Consider the following 13,419-nt stretch of genomic DNA (forward strand, 5'->3'; position numbering starts at 1 on the left):
TGGGGCCCCTCTCCCCGCCCTCACGCGCGAGGGGAGAGGGAGCAAAGCCTCGCGCCAACGGCAACCTCAACCTCAACCTCAACCTCAACCTCAGCCTCAACCTCAGCCTCAGCCTCAGCCTCAGTTGAAGCCGGAGCGAGCCCAGCTGGGCGTCGCAGGCGCGCCGGCTACAGCGCGCTCGCGGCGCGCTCCAGCTGCGCCAGCCGCCGCGCCATGCGCTCGGCGAAGTCGCGGCACACACCGGGCACACTGCGCTGCGAGGGCAGCAGCACGCCCACCTGCAGGGCATTCACCGCCGGCAGCGCGAAGGGCCGCCACACCAGCTCGCCCCGCGCCAGCTCCTGAATGAAGGCGATCTTCGAAAAGCAGGAGACACCGCGCCCCGCGCGGATCAGCCGCTTGAGCAGCGGGGTCGAGTTGCAGGTGGCCGCGGGCGTCATCGCCTCCCAGAAGGCGGCGAACTCCGGCGACAGCGCCGCGTCGATGACCGGCTGCGTGCCCGAACGCAGGAAGGGATAGCGGGCGCACTCGGCCAGCGGCACCTCGGCCAGGGCGGCCATGGGATGGCCGGGCGGCATCACCACGCCCAGCGGCAGCCGGGCCCGGGCGACCACATCGACGCCAGCCGGCAGGCGGTGCAGGAAGCACAGGCCGAGGTCGGCCTCGCCCGTCAGCAACATGGGCGGCACCGCCATGGGCTGGACCGCAGCCAGGCTGTACCTGGCGGCAGGAAAGATCTGGAGAAACTCCTCCAGCGTGGCGGGCAGCAGCTCTTCGAAGAAGGAATCCATGGCCGCCACCTTGACCTCGCCGCTGCGCTCGCCGCGCAGGGCATCGATCTCGGTGCGCACTAGCTGGTACTGCTGCAGCGTCTCCTGCGCATGGCGCAGCAGGCGCTCGCCGGCCGGGTTCAGGCGCAGGCCGGCGGGCAGGCGGTCGAAGAGTTCGCAGCCCAGCTCCTCTTCCAGCTTGAGGATCTGGCGGTTGACCGCGCTGGCCGCGACGAAGAGCCGCTCGGAGGCCTTGCGCACCGAGCCGCAGCGGGCCACTTCGACGAAGTACTTGAGGACGCTGGCATGCATGCCGGCACTGTAGCGGCGGCCCCGCGCCGGCCCCAAATCAAGGCGTCGTCGGCGGCACGCCGGCGCGCCACTGCGGCCAGTTGGCGACGATGTGGTCCACCACGCGCGAACCCACACGCTCGATGTTCAGCACCGTCTCGGCAAAGCCGCCGGCCGTCTCGCCCGGCGCAGGGTCCAGGTGGGCCAGCGTGGTCTCGCGCGGGTTGCCCTGGTCGAAGTTGACGGCGCCGCGCAGGCTCATCACGCGGCTGGTGCCGTGGGTGCGGTTGATGACCAGCGTGATCGCAGCCGCCTCCATCTCGGTGATGACGTAGTCGTCGGCGCCGTAGAGCTTGGCGATGTACTGCGCCTCCTTCGACAGGCCGGGCCCGTGGAAGAAGGTGTCGCCCGTCATGTGCGTGCCGGTGCCGACGAAAGGCGCCCGACGTGCCGCGGCGTCCGGATAGCGCAGGCGGTAGGCGCGGGCCTTGTCGTCGTCGGCCAGCGGCGTGTCGGCCGACAGCTTCATGGCCCAGCCCACCAGTGCGGGATTGAGCTGGAAGCGACGGTAGTTCTCATAGCCCTTGCGCGGCATGAAGGTGGGCGCGCCGGCCGTGTTCTCTTCCGGCGCCCAGCGATGGCCCAGGTCGTAGTCGATGAGCCAGGTGGCCCAGCTCACCATGCCGATGGTGCCGCGCGAGGGCGGCGTGCCGGCCACGCCCGAGAGGATGTAATACGACTCGGAAAAATCGAAGCGCGGGTCGAGCAGGACGGCCTGCATCGACGAGGACGAATTGACCTTGCCCATGCCCAGCACCGCGCCGCAGACGCCATCGGCATTGCAGTACACGGGGCTCAGCGCGCCCTTCACGGCGACGGGCGCGCTGTTGCGCCAGTAGCGCTCGTACCAGTGCTGGAACTCCCCGGCGCGGTCGCCCGTGTTCTGGCCGATCTCGAACATGGCGGCCACGAAGACCTTGACGCGCACAGGCGCCGCAGCGGTGGGCGCGGGTGCGGCCATGGGCGCCGTCGACGCCGCCGTCGGTGCGGCCGTCTGGGTGGAGGCGCAGCCCGCGGCCAGCGCGGCCGCCAGGGCCAGGCCGGCCATGCGCAGCCAGGAGAGGGGGGAAGAGGACATCGGCAAAGGTCTTTCGAAGGGGTGGTGTGGTCGAGGGCCGGAGGCTGTTCGGCCCAGGCGCCCGCGGGTGCGGATGCTAGGCAGCCTGCCCGATGCCGGGAAGCACCGAATTTCGCGCGGGGCGTGCGAAGGCTTCGAACACCTGCAAGACCACCGCGTGCACTGACGGCCGTCAGCGCTGGCGCGCCCGTTCCCGCTCCGCCCATTGCTGCCCGATGCGCCGCGCGTGCCGCTCCATGGCCTGCACCAGCTTCGGCACCCGCTCGTCCGGCAGCCGTTCGCGGATGGCGGTCACGGCCAGGCCGGCGAGCATCTGGCCGTCCGGATGCCGCACCGGCACGGCCAGCGCGCGCGTGCCCGGCACCACGCCCACGGGCGCATAGGCGTGGCCGCGGCGCTGCAGTAGCCGCAGGCGCTGCCGCAGTTCCTCAGGCGCGATGCGCAGCGCCCGCAGCCGCCGCAGGTTGCGTTCGATGATGGCGGCCCGCTCATCCTCGGGCAGGCCGCCCAGCAGCACCAGCCCGCTCACGCCCACGCCCAGCGGCCGGCGCGCCCCCACCTCGATGGACAGCACCTTGATCACATAGCTGCCCGGATGCCGCGCCAGGCAGACCGAGTCGTCGCCGTTGCGGATGGTGAGGAAGCAGGTCTCGCCTTCGGCCTCGGCCAGGGCCTGCAGATGCGGCGCGGCCACCGCGCGCAAGGGAAAGCCGGCCGAGCGCGCCAGGCCCATCAACGAGACCTCGCCACCGATCAGGTAGCGGCGCGTGGCGGCGTCCTGCTCCACGGCGCCCTCCTCCACCAGCACCTGCAGCAGCCGGTGCACCGTCGCGCGGTTCAGGCCGGTGGCCTGGGCCACGTCGAGCAGGCGCACGCCATGCTCCTGCCCGGCCGCCACGATGCGCAGCACGGCCAGGGCGCGGCGCACGGACTGTGCGCCGGTGGTCGGTGCGGTGGCGGCTTCGCTGCCGGTCATGCGCGACGCGCGGGAATCAGAGGACCGACTTCTCGGTCTGCTGCATGCGCCGCAGCGTGACGATGCGGCCCAGCGTGGCGTAGTTGGGCCCGCCGATGCGGCAGACGGGATCGAGGGCCATCGTCTCGACCTTGCCGTCGTTCATCAGGCCGTCGCGCAGGTGGAAGCGCGTGACCTCTCCGACGATGAACTCCGCGCCCGTCTCGCCGAAGGGAATGACCTGCGACAGCCGGCATTCCATGGCCACCGGGGCGTCGCGCAGGCGCGGCACGGCCACCGTCTCGCCGGGCAGCGTGGCCAGGCCCAGCAACTCAGCCTCGCTCACGTCCTCGGGGTGCTCCTCGCTGCTCTCGTGGATGGCGTTGAGCTGCGAGGCATCGCCGATGTGCACCACGTATTCGCCGCGGCTGTGGATGTGGGCTGCCGTGTCCTTGCGCCGGCCGGCCTTGCGTCCGACGTTCACGCCCAGTAGCGGCGGCTTGTTCGACACGAAGGTGAAGCAGGAGAAGGGCGCGAGGTTGACCACGCCGGTGGGCGAGAGCGTGCTGATCCACGCGATGGGCCGCGGCACCACCAGGCCGCTGAGCAGGCGGTAGGTGGCTTCGGGCGTGAGGGTATGGGGATCGATCTGCATGGTCCGCATTGTGGACGCGGCCTTCGAAGTCCGCGAAGCCGGAAAGTCCACATCATGGACTTATCTGCGATGTTCGCATTGCAGGTTCGTGCCATCGCTTCCTACAGTGGAGCCATTGCGAACGCTGCCCGAGCAGCCCAACGGAGACAAGACCATGCATCGATACAAGGCCCTGTGCCTGGCCGCGGCCACTGCCGCCGGCGCCGTCCTTTCCCTCTCACCCATCGCAGCCCAGGCCCAAGCCGCGGGCAACTGGCCCGACAAGCCGGTGCGCCTGGTGCTGCCCTATCCGCCGGGCGGCAATGTGGACGGGGCCGCGCGCATCATCAGCGACCAGCTGCAGGCCCAGTTCAAGCAACCCTTCCTGGTGGACAACAAGCCCGGCGCGGGCGGGCTGATCGCCGGGGAGTTCGTCGCCAAGGCCGCGCCCGACGGCTACACCTTCTTCATGACGGCCAACGGGCCGCTGCTGTTCTCGCCCACCATCTTCAAGCGCGATGCCTACGACTGGCGGCGCGACTTCGTGCCGGTGAGTTCGGTCTCGTTCACGCCGCTGGTGCTGCAGGTGAATCCGTCGACGCCCTACAAGACCATCGGCGAGCTGATCGAGGCCGGCAAGAAGTCCGGCAACAAGCTCACCATGGCCTCGCCCGGCGCCGGCACGCAGAACCACCTGGTGAGCGAATACCTGCAGCGCGACAGCGGCGCCCACTGGGGCACCGTGCACTACAAGGGCAATGCGCCCGCCACCACCGACCTGCTGGGCGGGCAAGTGGACTTCAACTTCGACCAGATCTCCGTGGCCCAGCCCTTCATCCAGCAGGGCCGCACGCGGCCGCTGGCCGTGACCTCGCCGCAGCGCCTGCCGCAGCTGCCCGATGTGCCCACGCTGCAGGAGTCCGGCTTCAAGGACTTCAGCACCGAGACCTTCACCGGCCTGATGGCGCCCAAGGGCACGCCCGAGGCCATCGTGCAGAGGCTGTCGCAGGCGCTGCAGAAGATTCTGGCCGACAAGGCCGTGCAGGAGCGCTTCAACGTGCTGGGCTCGCAGGCCCGCGCCATGACGCCCGCCGAATTCACCCAGTTCCTCGACAAGGAAGACAAGCGATGGATCCCCATCATCAAGCAGGCCAACATCACGGCGCAATGACGCTCACGCGCGCCGCACCCGCCGGCCGCACCGCCGTCTACGTGGGCGGCTTCGGCCACAAGAACCCGATTCCCGCCGCCTGCCGCGTCGGCCCGCTGGTCGAAAGCGGCAGCGTGCTGGGCACCGACCCGGCCACCGGCCAGATCGCCGAGGGCATCGAGGCCCAGTGCCGGCACATGCTGGACAACCTGCGCCGCATCGTCGAGGCCGCCGGCGGCAGCACCGCCGACGTGGTCAAGGTCACCGTCTGGATGAAGGACCGCAGCCAGCGCCCGGCCCTGAACGTGCCCTGGCTGGAGATGTTCCCCGACGCCGCCACGCGCCCGGCGCGCCATGCCATCCACGCACCCGAGCTCGACATGGGCAAGCTCATCGAGTGCGTGTTCACCGCCTATATCGCCTGATTCGCCTGACCGCTGCCATGCCCGACTACCTGCCCTTCGACCCCCATCCGCGCGCACCGGCCCGGCCGCTGCCTCCGCTGGCCTGCGACAGCCAGTTCCATGTCTTCGGCCCGCCCGAGCGCTACCCCGTGCGCCCCGGCGCCGCCTACGAGATGCCCACCGCCACCTGGCAGGTGGCGCAGCGCCTGCATGCCACGCTGGGCATCCAGCGCGGCGTCATCGTGCAGGCCACCACCTATGGCGCCGACCACCAGGTGGTGCTCGATGCGCTGGCCGGCCTCAACGGTGACGGCCCGCGACGCTACATGGGCTGCGCCAACGCGGCGGTGCTGATCGAGCGCGACGACGCCTACCTGCAGCAGTTGCATGCCGCCGGTGTGCGCGGCGCCCGCTTCACCCGCGGAGGCCTGGGCATCAGCTTCGGTCCCGCCGAAATGGACCGCGCCCTCGCCCGCGTGCGCGAGCTGGGCTGGTACGTGAAGGTGCAGCCCGAGCCCAAGGGCGTGGCGGAGCAGATGAAGGCCTTCGCCCACCTGGAGGTGCCAGTGCTGGTGGACCACATGGGCCGCGCCGACCCCACCGCCGGCGAGGCCGATGCCAGCCTGCGCTGCCTGCTGGAGCTGTTCCAGCGCGGCAACTTCTGGGTGATGCTGTCCCTGTCCGAAAAGCTGTCGCACACCGGCGAGCCGTGGGACGACGTGGTGCCGCTGGCCCGCCGGCTGATCGACGCCGCGCCGGACCGCTGCGTGTGGGGCAGCGACTGGCCGCATCCCATCTCGCTCAAGCAGCCACCCAACGAGGGTGCGCTGCTCGACCTGCTGACGCGCTTCGCGCCCGACGAGGCAACGCTGCGCCGCATCCTGGTGGACAACCCCGCCGCCTTCTTCGGCTTCGACGCCGAGGTGGAGGTGGCCGCATGAAGCTGCTGAGCTATACCCACCAGGGCCGCGACGGCTGGGGCGCGCTCGATGCGTCCGGCCAGGGCGTGATCGACCTGGGCCGCCGCCTGCCCGCCATCGCCGGCGTGCGCGAACTGCTGGCAGGCGGCGCGCCCGCCATGGCGCAGGCGCGCGAGGCCTGGACCGGCGCCAGCGCCGACCAGGCGCTGGCCGACGTGCAGCTCGACCTGCCCGTGCGCGAGCCGCGCCGCGTCTTCTGCATCGGCGTCAACTATGCGCACCGCAACGCCGAGTACAAGGATGGCAGCGACCTGCCCCGCTACCCGAGCATCTTCATGCGCGTGCCCGACTCCTTCAGCGCCCACGGCGCGCCGTTGCTGCAGCCGCCTGAGTCGCAGCAGCTGGACTACGAAGGCGAGATCGGCATCGTCATCGGCCAGGGCGGCCGGCGCATTCCGCGCGAAACGGCGCTGGCGCACATCGGCGGCCTCACCTGCATCAACGAAGGCACCATCCGCGACTGGGTGCACCATGCCAAGTTCAACGTCACGCAGGGCAAGAACTGGTTCCGCTCCGGCGCCATCGGCCCCTGGCTGGTCACGGCCGACGAATACCCCGACGGCTTCGGCAAGCTCCGGGTACAGACCCGCGTGAACGGAGAGACGCGGCAGGACGACACGACGGAGCACCTGATGTTCGACTTCGCCTACCTGGTGCATTACCTGTCGACCTTCACGCCGCTGCTGCCCGGCGACGTGATCGCCACCGGCACGCCCATCGGCGCCGGCATCCGCTTCGACCCGCCGCGCTTCCTGCAGCCGGGCGACGTGGTGGAGGTCGAAGTCACCGGCGTGGGCGTGCTGCGCAACACGGTGGAGGCCGAACCGCGATGAGCACCACCCTCAGCCCCGAAGCCTGCCGCGAGGCCGCCGCCCGGCTCGACGAGGCCGAGCGCAGCCGCGTGCCCTGCGGCCAGCTGTCGCTGGCCCATCCGGGCATGACCACGGACGATGCCTATGCCATCCAGGCCGCCTGGATGACGCTCAAGCAGCAGGCCGGTCGCACCATCAAGGGCCACAAGATCGGCCTGACCTCCAAGGCCATGCAGCGCGCCGTGCGCATCGACGAGCCCGACTTCGGCGTGCTGCTGGACGACATGTTCTACCGCGACGGCGCCACCATTCCCGTCGGGCGGTTTCTGCAGCTCAAGGTCGAGGCGGAGCTGGCCTTCGTGCTGGCCAAGCCGCTGGCCGGCCCCGACTGCACGCTCTTCGACGTGCTCGATGCCACCGCCTACGTGGTGCCGGCACTGGAGATCCTGGACGCGCGCATCCAGCGCGTTGACCCGGCCACCGGCCGCACCCGCACCGTGCTGGACACCATCGCCGACAACGCGGCCAATGCCGCCATCGTGCTGGGCGGGCGGCCCTTCAAGCCCGATCAGCTCAACGTGGACATGCGCCGCATCGGCGCCATCGTCAGCCGCAACGGCGAGGTGGAAGAAACCGGCCTGGCCGCTGGCGTGCTCAACCATCCGGGCCACGGCATCGCCTGGCTGGCCAACCGCCTGCATCGCCACGGCGTGACGCTGGCCGCGGGCGAGGTGGTGCTGGCTGGCTCCTTCATCCGGCCCATCGATGTGGCGCAGGGCGACACCATCGTGGCCGACTACGGCGACTTCGGCAGCGTGGCCTGCCACTTCAGCTGAGGACGGCCATGGCCTTGCTCCCGAACCCTTTCAAGAAGGCCCTGGCCGAAGGCCGGCCGCAGATCGGCGTCTGGTCCACCCTGCCCTCGCCCTACGTGAGCGAACTGGTGGCCGGCGCCGGCTTCGACTGGATGCTGCTGGACACCGAGCACACGCCCAGCGACGTGCCGCTGATGCTGCAGCAGTTGCAGGCGGTGGCCGCCGCCCAGCCTGCCGCCGGCTGCATGCCCTGCGCCCCGGTGGTGCGCCCCGCGTGGAACGACCCCGTGCTCATCAAGCGCTACCTGGACGTGGGCGCGCAGAGCCTGCTGCTGCCCTTCGTGCAGAACGCCGACGAGGCCCGCGCCGCCGTGGCCGCCACCCGCTATGCGCCTGCCGGCCTGCGCGGCATGGGCGGCTCCATGCGCGCGAGCAACTTCGGCCGCACCGCGGACTACGTGGCCCGCGCGCATGAGGAGCTGTGCGTGCTGGTACAGGTGGAGACGCGCGAGGCGCTGGACCAGATCGAGGCCATCGCCGCGGTCGAGGGCGTGGACGGCGTCTTCATCGGCCCGGCCGACCTGTCGGCCAGCATGGGTCACGCCGGCAACCCGCGCCACCCCGAGGTGGATGCCGCAATCGACGACGCCATCCGCCGCATCCGTGCGGCCGGCAAGGCGCCCGGCATCCTGATGGTGGACGAGGCCCGGGCGCGGCAGTGCCTGGCGCTGGGCGCGCTCTTCGTCGCCACGGCGCTGGACCTGGTGGCGCTGCGCAGCACGCTGGATGCGAGCGCCGCGCGCTGGCGACAGGCTGGCGCGAGCCCTGCTCGCAGCGCTTACTGAACTCGACCACCCCGGCTCCCGCGTCCGCCCGCGCCGCTCTCCCGGCCGGATGGGGTACGGCCCGGCCCGCGGGCAAGACGGCGCCAGCCGACGCGCGGGCGGCCGGCGTGTCCCAGCCGCCCGGCACGCAGCCCGGCCATACTGGCCGGATGACCGCCGCCCTTCGCCCTCCCCGCCTCCGCTTCTGGCTGGCCCTCGTGCTGCTGACCTTGCTCGCCGCACAGGCCGCCTGGGCCCAGCAACGCGACGAAGGCGAACTGCGCATCGGCTCCAAGCGCTTCACCGAGTCCTACATCCTGGCCGAGCTGCTGGCCCGGACCGCCGCGCCCCATCTGCAGCGCGCGCCGACGGTGCGTCAGGGCCTGGGCAACACGGCGATCGTGTACGAGGCCCTGCGCTCCGGCGGCATCGACCTCTATGCCGAGTACACCGGCACCATCGCGCTGGAGATCCTCAAGAGCCCGCAACCGCTCGCGCCCGAGGCGATGCGGGCCGCGCTCGCGCCGCTGGGCCTGGGCATGGCCGTGCCGCTGGGCTTCAACGACGGCTATGCGCTGGCCATGCGCGCCACCGAGGCCGAACGCCTCGGCATCCGCACGCTGGGCGACCTGGCGAAGCACCCCGAGCTTCGCCTGGGCCTGACCAATGAATTCATCGGCCGCGCCGACGGCTGGCGCGGCGTGGCCGCGCGCTACGGCCTGCCGCAGCGGCCCACCGGGCTGGACCACGGCCTGGCCTACGACGCCATCGGCGCCGGCCAGGTGGACGTCATCGACATCTACACCACCGACGCCAAGATCGAGCACCTGGGCCTCAGGGTGCTGCAGGACGACCGTGGCTACTTTCCGCGCTACGACGCGGTGCTGCTCTATCGCCTGGACCTGCCGCAGCGCCTGCCCCAGGCCTGGGCCGCGCTGCAGCAGCTGGAGGGTCGCATCGACGAGGCCGCCATGATCCGCATGAACGCGCGGGCCGAGCTGCAGGGCGCCGCCTTCGCCGACATCGCGCGCGACTTCCTGGCCGGCGGCAAGCCCGCAGACACCGACGCCGCGCGCGGCTTCATCGCCAAGCTGGTCGGGCCCGACCTGGGCCGACTGGCGCGGCAGCACCTGATGCTGGTGGCCATCTCGGTCGGCCTGGCCCTGCTGATCGGCCTGCCGCTGGCGATGGCGGTGTTCGCGCATGTCCGCCTGCGGGCGGTGGTGCTGGGCCTGACAGGCCTGCTGCAGACGGTGCCCTCGCTGGCGCTGCTGGCCATCCTGATCTCGGCGCTGGGCGCCATCGGCACGCTGCCGGCGCTGGTGGCGCTCACGCTCTATGCGCTGCTGCCGATCATGCGCAATGCGGTGACCGGCCTGGCCGAGGTGCCCGCGGGCCTCGTGCAGGCCGGCACGGCACTGGGCATGACCGGGGCGCAAAACCTTCGGCTGGTGCGATTGCCGCTGGCGCTGCCGACGCTGATCGCCGGTGTGCGCACCGCCACCACCATCGCCGTGGGCACGGCCACCATCGCGGCCTTCATCGGTGCGGGCGGATTCGGCGAGCGCATCGTCACCGGCCTGGCCCTCAACGACCGCGCGCTACTGATGGCCGGCGCGCTTCCGGCCGCGGCACTGGCACTGATGTCGGAGCTGCTGTTCGAAGGACTGGAAGCGCTGCTGCGCCGCCGCCGCGCCCCCACCGGTTGAGCTTGGCCACGCGCCCGGCCGGCCGTGCGCGCCGGCCCTGCCCCGGCTCAATACGGCGGCGCCTGCGTCGCCCGCTGCACCCGCGCCGCATTCGTCCACCAGGCCAGGTCGTCCGCCCAGCGCGGGAATGCTCGCGCCAGCGACTTGCCCGCATCCCCCGTGGGCTCGCCTTTGTCGTCCAGCGTCTGCGAGATCGGGCCCACGGCCAGCGTGCTGGAGATCACCACCATGCCCATCTCCGACAGGATCGAATGCCAGGCCGTGCCCGAGCGTACGCCCGAGAAGCGGCCGGCCGAATAGCTGGCGATGGCGGCGGGCCGCCAGAACCATTCCTCCAGGAAGTGGTCGGTGAGGTTCTTCAGGCCCGGCTGCACGCCCCAGTTGTATTCGCCGGTGACGAACACGAAGGCATCCGCGTCGCGGATCTTGCCGGCCAGCGCCTCCATGGCCGCGGGCGCCTGGCCCTTGGGATGCTCCTTGTACATGCGGTCCAGCATGGGCAGGCCCACGGCCTGGGCGTCGATGAGTTCGGGCTCGGCGCCGCGCGCCTTGAGCTGGGCGACGATGTAGTCCGCCAGGCGGATGCCCATGCGGTCGGCGCGGTAGGAACCGTAGAAGACGAGGATCTTGTCGGGCATGCGTGCTCCTGTGAGGGAGCCCCGATCATCCGTGATCGACAGGGCGCGGGCGGGACGCCGCGGCAACGGTCGACGATATCGAGGCCATGCCGATGCCACATCGATGCGTCACACGCTGCGCGGCAGCAGGGCCGGCACGAGCGGGCGTCGCAGCCGCTCGCGCCACCACTGCAGCGCCCGACCGCCAGCGCCGGTCTTCCAGGCCAGGAAGAAGCTTTCGGGCGGCCGGGCCTCCTCGATCTCCAGGGCCACCAGGCTGCCGCGGGCGAGGTCGGCTTCCACGCAGGCGCGCGGCAGGAAGCCATGCCCCAGGCCGCTGCGCTGGCAGGCGATCTTGGCCGCCATCGAGGGCACGGTGATGCGCGGCTGCCCAGCCATCAGGCCCACCGTGCGGTCCGACAGCGAACGTGCCGTGTCGCCCACGACGATGGCGTTGTGCTCCAGCAGATCGGCTCGGCGCAGCGGCCCCTGGGCCCGCACCAGAGGATGCTGTGGCGCGACGCAGAAGACGAAGTCCAGCGTGCCGGCCGGATGCACCTGGTAGCCGCCACCGGCCGGCCCTTCGCCCGCGGCGATGACGAGATCGGCCCGGCCGTCGCGCAGCGCCTCCCAACTGCCCGACAGCGCCTCGCAGCCCAGGCGCAGGCGGGTGCCGCAGCGCAGCGCCTCGAAGTCGCGGATGTCGTCCATCAGCGCCTCGGTCGGAATCAGCGAGTCATGCACCAGCCGCAGCTCGGACTCGTAGCCGGTGGCCACCTGGCGCATGCGCGATTCGAGCGTGGCCGCAGCGCCCAGCAGCCAGCGGCCCTCGTCCAGCATCTCGCGTCCCGCCGCGCTGAGTTCGACACGCGGCCCCTGGCGCTCGAACAGGCGCAGACCCAGCTGCTCCTCCAGCTTGGCCACGGCATAGGAGATGGTCGAGGGCACGCGGTTCAGCCGCACTGCGGCTGCGGCAAAGGAGCCGTGGCGGTCGATGGCGTCGACCAGTTCGATGGCGTCGAGGGTGAGCTTGAGCATGGGCGTCGTGGGCTGCGCGGACCATCGAAAACTTCGATGCTTCCGGATGGAAAAACTCGCCAACGGCGCGGCGAGCGGCGCCGATGATTCACCCATTCCAGCGAATCCACAAGTGAACAGCAGCCCGATCCGGCCTGCAGCTCATTGGTGAAGTATTTCGATGGAATAGCGCAGGAAGCGCGCCGGCACTCCCTGCCAGCCAACCCGCCAAACGTCCAAAAAGCCCGACCAATCGACAAGACATGCACCGAGCGCCACGACGAGCATCCGCCCCTCGCCAGCCATCGTTGCATCCGCAACCCAGGAACCGACCATGACCGTCCAAGCCAAGCCCACCCCCGGCGCCACGCTGCTCTCCCCGCAGGACCACACGCTGATCCTGATCGACTTCCAGTCGCAGATGGCCTTTGCCACGCACTCCATCGACGCCACCGTGCTGCGCAACAACGCGGCGCTGATGTCCCGCGCGGCGGCCGGCTTCGGCGTGTCGACCATCCTGACCACGGTGGCCGAGAAGAGCTTCTCGGGCCCCATGTTCGGCGAGATCACCGAGGCCTTTGCCGGCCAGGCGATGCTGGACCGCACCTCCATGAACACCTGGGAAGACGCGGCCGTGATCGAGCGCGTGAACGCCATCGGCAAGCCGCGCATCGTGCTGGCCGGCCTGTGGACCAGCGTGTGCATCGTCGGCCCGGCCCTGTCCGCGCTGGCCCAGGGCTTCGAGGTCTACGTGATCGCCGACGCCTGCGGCGACGTCTCCGCCGAAGCCCATGAGCGCGCCATGCAGCGCATGGTGCAGGCCGGCGCGCGACCCATGACCTCGCTGCAGTACCTGCTGGAACTGCAGCGCGACTGGGCACGCGGCGAGACCTACGAGCTGACCACCGGCATCGCACGCCAATGGGGCGGCGCCTACGGACTGGGCGTCACCTATGCCAAGACCATGTTCGGTGCCCACGAAGGCTGACGCGGCGGACACCACGATGAAGCCCTACCTGCTTTCGCTGGCCGTCGGCATCCTGGTCGGCGTGATCTATGCCCTGGTCCAGGTGCGCTCGCCCGCGCCGCCCGTGATCGCCCTGGTCGGGCTGCTGGGCATCCTGCTCGGCGAGCAGATCCCGCCGCTCGTGCGCAGCTGGATCCGCCCCGACGCCGTCTCCACGTCGTGGCTGCACCAGCAGGTCAAGCCGCATGTGTTCGGCGAACTGCCGCAGTGCGCCAAGACGGAGGCGCCGCTGCCGCGCGACAAGGCCTGAGCACGCCGACTGCACCACGACAACCC

General features: G+C 71.0%; 15 protein-coding genes. 9 read left to right on the forward strand and 6 right to left on the reverse strand.

All coding sequences use genetic code 11. The annotated features are described in order from the left end of the window. Positions 1-167: 167 nt before the first annotated feature. The 4 genes from ACT54X_RS18010 to ACT54X_RS18025 all read right to left on the reverse strand — a co-directional run bounded on the left by ACT54X_RS18010 (position 168) and on the right by ACT54X_RS18025 (position 3,809). Positions 168-1,082 (reverse strand): LysR family transcriptional regulator, encoded by a 915-nt coding sequence (locus ACT54X_RS18010; protein WP_294372623.1) that lies wholly within the window; start codon positions 1,080-1,082, stop codon positions 168-170. Positions 1,083-1,119: 37 nt separating this feature from the next. Beyond that, positions 1,120-2,199, reverse strand: coding sequence for a purine-nucleoside phosphorylase (locus ACT54X_RS18015; protein WP_294372628.1), 1,080 nt, complete (start codon positions 2,197-2,199; stop codon positions 1,120-1,122). Between the two features lie 172 nt (positions 2,200-2,371). Further along, positions 2,372-3,175, reverse strand: coding sequence for an IclR family transcriptional regulator (locus tag ACT54X_RS18020; RefSeq protein ID WP_294372631.1), 804 nt, complete (start codon positions 3,173-3,175; stop codon positions 2,372-2,374). Positions 3,176-3,191: 16 nt separating this feature from the next. Next, complete coding sequence (locus tag ACT54X_RS18025; protein ID WP_294372634.1) at positions 3,192-3,809, reverse strand: flavin reductase family protein; 618 nt, start codon at positions 3,807-3,809, stop codon at positions 3,192-3,194. Between the two features lie 154 nt (positions 3,810-3,963). Here ACT54X_RS18025 and ACT54X_RS18030 point away from each other — a divergent pair, with 154 nt between their 5' ends. The 7 genes from ACT54X_RS18030 (at position 3,964) to ACT54X_RS18060 (ending at position 10,482) form a co-directional block, all read left to right on the forward strand. Next, a complete protein-coding gene (locus tag ACT54X_RS18030) occupies positions 3,964-4,959 on the forward strand; it encodes a Bug family tripartite tricarboxylate transporter substrate binding protein (protein WP_294372638.1) in 996 nt (331 codons plus the stop codon). Further along, on the forward strand, positions 4,956-5,363 hold the full coding sequence (locus ACT54X_RS18035) for a RidA family protein (RefSeq protein ID WP_294372641.1): 408 nt from the start codon (positions 4,956-4,958) through the stop codon (positions 5,361-5,363). Before ACT54X_RS18030 ends, ACT54X_RS18035 begins: the two co-directional genes overlap by 4 nt. Before the next feature lie 17 nt (positions 5,364-5,380). Further along, complete coding sequence (locus ACT54X_RS18040) at positions 5,381-6,283, forward strand: amidohydrolase family protein (RefSeq protein WP_294372644.1); 903 nt, start codon at positions 5,381-5,383, stop codon at positions 6,281-6,283. Further along, positions 6,280-7,155: a fumarylacetoacetate hydrolase family protein gene (locus ACT54X_RS18045; protein WP_476347662.1), complete on the forward strand. Its 876-nt coding sequence runs from the start codon at positions 6,280-6,282 to the stop codon at positions 7,153-7,155. The genes ACT54X_RS18040 and ACT54X_RS18045 overlap by 4 nt, the downstream gene beginning before the upstream one ends. After that, positions 7,152-7,970: a 2-oxo-hept-4-ene-1,7-dioate hydratase gene (gene hpaH / locus ACT54X_RS18050; protein WP_294372650.1), complete on the forward strand. Its 819-nt coding sequence runs from the start codon at positions 7,152-7,154 to the stop codon at positions 7,968-7,970. Before ACT54X_RS18045 ends, hpaH begins: the two co-directional genes overlap by 4 nt. 8 nt (positions 7,971-7,978) lie before the next feature. Then, complete coding sequence (locus tag ACT54X_RS18055; protein ID WP_294372652.1) at positions 7,979-8,794, forward strand: aldolase/citrate lyase family protein; 816 nt, start codon at positions 7,979-7,981, stop codon at positions 8,792-8,794. A 149-nt stretch (positions 8,795-8,943) separates the two neighbouring features. Continuing rightward, on the forward strand, positions 8,944-10,482 hold the full coding sequence (locus ACT54X_RS18060) for an ABC transporter permease/substrate-binding protein (protein ID WP_476347663.1): 1,539 nt from the start codon (positions 8,944-8,946) through the stop codon (positions 10,480-10,482). Positions 10,483-10,529: 47 nt separating this feature from the next. On the opposite strand, the gene ACT54X_RS18065 is transcribed toward ACT54X_RS18060, so the two are convergent. Both ACT54X_RS18065 and ACT54X_RS18070 read right to left on the reverse strand, forming a co-directional pair. Next, a complete protein-coding gene (locus ACT54X_RS18065) occupies positions 10,530-11,120 on the reverse strand; it encodes an NADPH-dependent FMN reductase (RefSeq protein ID WP_294372659.1) in 591 nt (196 codons plus the stop codon). A 108-nt stretch (positions 11,121-11,228) separates the two neighbouring features. Further along, complete coding sequence (locus tag ACT54X_RS18070) at positions 11,229-12,137, reverse strand: LysR family transcriptional regulator (RefSeq protein WP_294372662.1); 909 nt, start codon at positions 12,135-12,137, stop codon at positions 11,229-11,231. 313 nt (positions 12,138-12,450) lie between these two features. Between ACT54X_RS18070 and ACT54X_RS18075 the strand changes: the two genes are divergently transcribed. Both ACT54X_RS18075 and ACT54X_RS18080 read left to right on the forward strand, forming a co-directional pair. Further along, entirely contained in the window at positions 12,451-13,104 is a 654-nt protein-coding gene (locus ACT54X_RS18075) for a hydrolase (protein ID WP_294372665.1), read from the forward strand. Between the two features lie 16 nt (positions 13,105-13,120). After that, positions 13,121-13,393: a DUF1427 family protein gene (locus tag ACT54X_RS18080; RefSeq protein ID WP_476347664.1), complete on the forward strand. Its 273-nt coding sequence runs from the start codon at positions 13,121-13,123 to the stop codon at positions 13,391-13,393. Positions 13,394-13,419: the final 26 nt, after the last annotated feature.

It is taken from the genome of Pseudacidovorax sp. DMC4 (assembly GCF_056314265.1).

Coding starts and splice junctions, on each gene's coding strand:
- ACT54X_RS18010 (WP_294372623.1), bottom strand. CDS start 1,082: ATGCATGCCAGCGTCCTCAAGTACTTCGTCGAAGTGGCCCGCTGCGGC.
- ACT54X_RS18015 (WP_294372628.1), bottom strand. CDS start 2,199: ATGTCCTCTTCCCCCCTCTCCTGGCTGCGCATGGCCGGCCTGGCCCTG.
- ACT54X_RS18020 (WP_294372631.1), bottom strand. CDS start 3,175: ATGACCGGCAGCGAAGCCGCCACCGCACCGACCACCGGCGCACAGTCC.
- ACT54X_RS18025 (WP_294372634.1), bottom strand. CDS start 3,809: ATGCAGATCGATCCCCATACCCTCACGCCCGAAGCCACCTACCGCCTG.
- ACT54X_RS18030 (WP_294372638.1), top strand. CDS start 3,964: ATGCATCGATACAAGGCCCTGTGCCTGGCCGCGGCCACTGCCGCCGGC.
- ACT54X_RS18035 (WP_294372641.1), top strand. CDS start 4,956: ATGACGCTCACGCGCGCCGCACCCGCCGGCCGCACCGCCGTCTACGTG.
- ACT54X_RS18040 (WP_294372644.1), top strand. CDS start 5,381: ATGCCCGACTACCTGCCCTTCGACCCCCATCCGCGCGCACCGGCCCGG.
- ACT54X_RS18045 (WP_476347662.1), top strand. CDS start 6,280: ATGAAGCTGCTGAGCTATACCCACCAGGGCCGCGACGGCTGGGGCGCG.
- hpaH (WP_294372650.1), top strand. CDS start 7,152: ATGAGCACCACCCTCAGCCCCGAAGCCTGCCGCGAGGCCGCCGCCCGG.
- ACT54X_RS18055 (WP_294372652.1), top strand. CDS start 7,979: ATGGCCTTGCTCCCGAACCCTTTCAAGAAGGCCCTGGCCGAAGGCCGG.
- ACT54X_RS18060 (WP_476347663.1), top strand. CDS start 8,944: ATGACCGCCGCCCTTCGCCCTCCCCGCCTCCGCTTCTGGCTGGCCCTC.
- ACT54X_RS18065 (WP_294372659.1), bottom strand. CDS start 11,120: ATGCCCGACAAGATCCTCGTCTTCTACGGTTCCTACCGCGCCGACCGC.
- ACT54X_RS18070 (WP_294372662.1), bottom strand. CDS start 12,137: ATGCTCAAGCTCACCCTCGACGCCATCGAACTGGTCGACGCCATCGAC.
- ACT54X_RS18075 (WP_294372665.1), top strand. CDS start 12,451: ATGACCGTCCAAGCCAAGCCCACCCCCGGCGCCACGCTGCTCTCCCCG.
- ACT54X_RS18080 (WP_476347664.1), top strand. CDS start 13,121: ATGAAGCCCTACCTGCTTTCGCTGGCCGTCGGCATCCTGGTCGGCGTG.